This window comes from Aldersonia kunmingensis (genome assembly GCF_001646865.1).
Classification (GTDB): Bacteria; Actinomycetota; Actinomycetes; order Mycobacteriales; family Mycobacteriaceae; genus Aldersonia; species Aldersonia kunmingensis.
In genome coordinates this window covers 1-2,444 of record NZ_LRRB01000274.1, presented here as the reverse complement: position 1 = coordinate 2,444, position 2,444 = coordinate 1, and the positions used below count along the sequence as shown (strand labels likewise).

General features: G+C 66.7%; 3 protein-coding genes and 1 pseudogene. 2 read left to right on the top strand and 2 right to left on the bottom strand.

Annotated elements, in window-relative coordinates:
- Window positions 1-288, top strand: a pseudogene (locus A8G08_RS21870) (metallopeptidase); the annotation flags it as partial.
- A gap of 14 nt (window positions 289-302) precedes the next feature.
- Here the strand turns inward: A8G08_RS21870 and A8G08_RS21865 are convergent.
- Window positions 303-1,190: a tetratricopeptide repeat protein gene (locus A8G08_RS21865; RefSeq protein WP_068278822.1), complete on the bottom strand. Its 888-nt coding sequence runs from the start codon at window positions 1,188-1,190 to the stop codon at window positions 303-305.
- A gap of 64 nt (window positions 1,191-1,254) precedes the next feature.
- Window positions 1,255-1,608 carry a DUF3817 domain-containing protein gene (locus A8G08_RS21860; RefSeq protein ID WP_068278818.1) on the bottom strand — a complete coding sequence of 118 codons (354 nt, stop codon included), beginning with the start codon at window positions 1,606-1,608 and terminating at the stop codon, window positions 1,255-1,257.
- Window positions 1,609-1,832: 224 nt separating this feature from the next.
- On the opposite strand from A8G08_RS21860, the gene mce reads away from it, so the two are divergent.
- Entirely contained in the window at window positions 1,833-2,321 is a 489-nt protein-coding gene (gene mce, locus A8G08_RS21855; protein ID WP_068278816.1) for a methylmalonyl-CoA epimerase, read from the top strand.
- Window positions 2,322-2,444 lie beyond the last annotated feature (123 nt).

The following is a 2,444-nucleotide window of genomic DNA, read 5'->3' as shown; positions in this document are numbered from 1 at the left end:
GTGCAGCGCGAAGCCGGGCAGGCACTCACCGAGGCGAAGACAGCGTTGCGAACGGCGTGCCTGTCGGGCGTCATCACCGCCGGCCTCGCGACAGAGCGCGGGCCTGACGCCGGCGATTTCACGTTGTCCCCCGGCGATCTCGACGAGGCTGTGTCCGGGCTGCTCACCGATGGGCTCGCGGCCAGCGACGCCGAAGGCCGCACGGTGCCGAGCGGTTTCTCACGCGTCGAGGCGTTCCGCTCAGGCGTGCTCGGCGGGCGCGCCGCGTGCGACGCCCGCTACAACTGACGAGTGAGCGCGGCTCAGTAGAGCGCCGCGGCGAGCTTGCGGCGCGCGGCGACGACGAAGGGCTCGGCGGGATCGAAAAGCTCGAACAGCTCGAGCAGCCGGGTCCGGACGAGAGTGCGATCGTCGCCGGCAGTAACCCGGACCAGATCGATCAACCGCCCGAATGCGGCCTCGGGCTGCTGGCCGAGCAATTCTGCATCGGCAGCGAAAAGCGCGGCCTCAACGTTCTTCCGGTCGGCATCCGCAGTGGCGATCGCATCGGCCGGAACATTCTGCGCGCGGGCCATGAAGCGCACCTGCCGCTGTGCCGCCTTCGCCTCGGCGTTGTCCGGCTCCACATCGAGGATCGCCTGGTACGCGGCCTCGGCGCCGGCGAAGTCGCCCTGGTCGAGCGCATCCTCGGCGGCGGTGAAACGCGGGTCCTCCGGCGCTTCCTCCTCGGCAGGCTCGTCGCCCTGCGCACCGGAAAGCTTGCCCTCGACCGCGCGCAGAACCGCGTCGATCCACTGCCGCAACTGCGGCTCGGCCTGCGGCCCCTGGAAGTCGGCGAGCGGCTGACCCGCGGCGACCGCGACCACGGTCGGGATCGCCTGCACGCCGAAGGCCTGCGCGATTCGCATGCTGGAGTCGACCTCTACGACACCGAGCACCCATTGACCCGCGTCGCCTTCCGCCAGCCGCGCCAGCGAATCAGCCAACTCGAGGCTTTGCGGGCTGCGGCCCGACACGAGTGCCACGACCACCGGGACCTCGGTCGAGCGCTGCAGTACAGCGGACTCGAAATTCGCCTCGGTCACCTGGAAGACGACGCCCGCGGGCGCCTCGCCACCGGGTCCGGCTTGCGGTTGCTGCGGCGCCTGCGCGCGCTCCTTCAAACCGGAGAGGTCAACAGCACCCGACATCGCGGCTGCCATGGTGGGCGAGGGACGGCGAGACGGTCCGGGTCGAGTCACGGCTCCAAGTTTGTCACGACTGCGCGGGCACCGGTTCGGGCGCGGTGCTCAACTCGGCGAGCTTGCCATTGCGTGCCGCCCACTTCTCGAAAAACACCGTGCCGAAGGGCGGAACGCTGGAAACCAGCGCGAGCAGCGTCGTCTTCCAGTCCCAGCGCAGTTCGACCGCGGTCACCAGCGCCACGATGACGAACAGCGTGAAGCCGGTGATGCCATGCAGCATGCCGGGGATCCGAATTGCCTCTTCGTGCCCGAGCACCCACTTGAAGAACATTGCGACGAGCAGAATCGCCCAGGTCACCGCTTCCCAGTAGGCAACCAGGCGGAAGCGCTTCGCGGGCGTGGACACATTGAGGACGTTTCCCATGCGCCCATTGTGCCCGAATTTCTACTACGGGCCGTAGTTACTTTGCTCGCACCCGGGCGCCTCACGTGTGATGAAAATCACCGGATCGCAGAGGCGTCGCCGGGCCCCTTCTCAACCCCCGACGACCAGGCCTTTTACACCCAATTCTCGGTCGAGTCCGAGAAGGTATCCGCGCACGGGATACCCGGCGCGAACTCATCCCGCGAGAGCGCTACCTTTTTGGTATGACACTTTCCGCCTCTGCAGACGGCGCCACCAATGCGGCGGCCGTCGTACTCGATTCCCAGCTGGTCCTCGACATCGATCATGTCGGTATCGCCGTCCCCGATTTGGACGCTGCCGTTGAGTGGTACTCCACCCACCTCGGCATGGTTGAAACCCACCGCGAGGTAAACGAGAGCCAGGGCGTCCACGAGGCGATGCTGTCTGTGCGCGGCAGCACGAGCGGCACCGCGGTGCAGCTACTCGCTCCCCTGACTGCAGACTCGACGATCGCCAAGTTCATCGATCGCAGTGGCCCTGGCCTGCAGCAGCTCGCCTACCGAGTCTCCGATATCGATACGGTCGCGGATCTTCTACGGTCCCAGGGCATTCGGCTACTCTACGACGAGGCTCGTGGCGGCACCGCGGGTTCGCGGATCAACTTCATCCACCCCAAGGACGCCGGTGGCGTGCTGGTGGAGCTTGTGGAACCGGCTGCTGCCGGTCACTGACTTATTGCGCGCGCATCACTGTCGATGCGTCGCTCCACGTGTCGGGCTTGAACCGACTGATATGACGGTAGGTTGACACCCATGTCCAACGAGCAGGATCGTCAGGCGACGAGTTTGCCTTTC

What these genes read in the sequence shown, in the direction of transcription:
- A8G08_RS21865 (WP_068278822.1), bottom strand. Translation starts at nt 1,190, where the DNA reads ATGTCGGGTGCTGTTGACCTCTCCGGTTTGAAGGAGCGCGCGCAGGCG.
- A8G08_RS21860 (WP_068278818.1), bottom strand. Translation starts at nt 1,608, where the DNA reads ATGGGAAACGTCCTCAATGTGTCCACGCCCGCGAAGCGCTTCCGCCTG.
- mce (WP_068278816.1), top strand. Translation starts at nt 1,833, where the DNA reads ATGACACTTTCCGCCTCTGCAGACGGCGCCACCAATGCGGCGGCCGTC.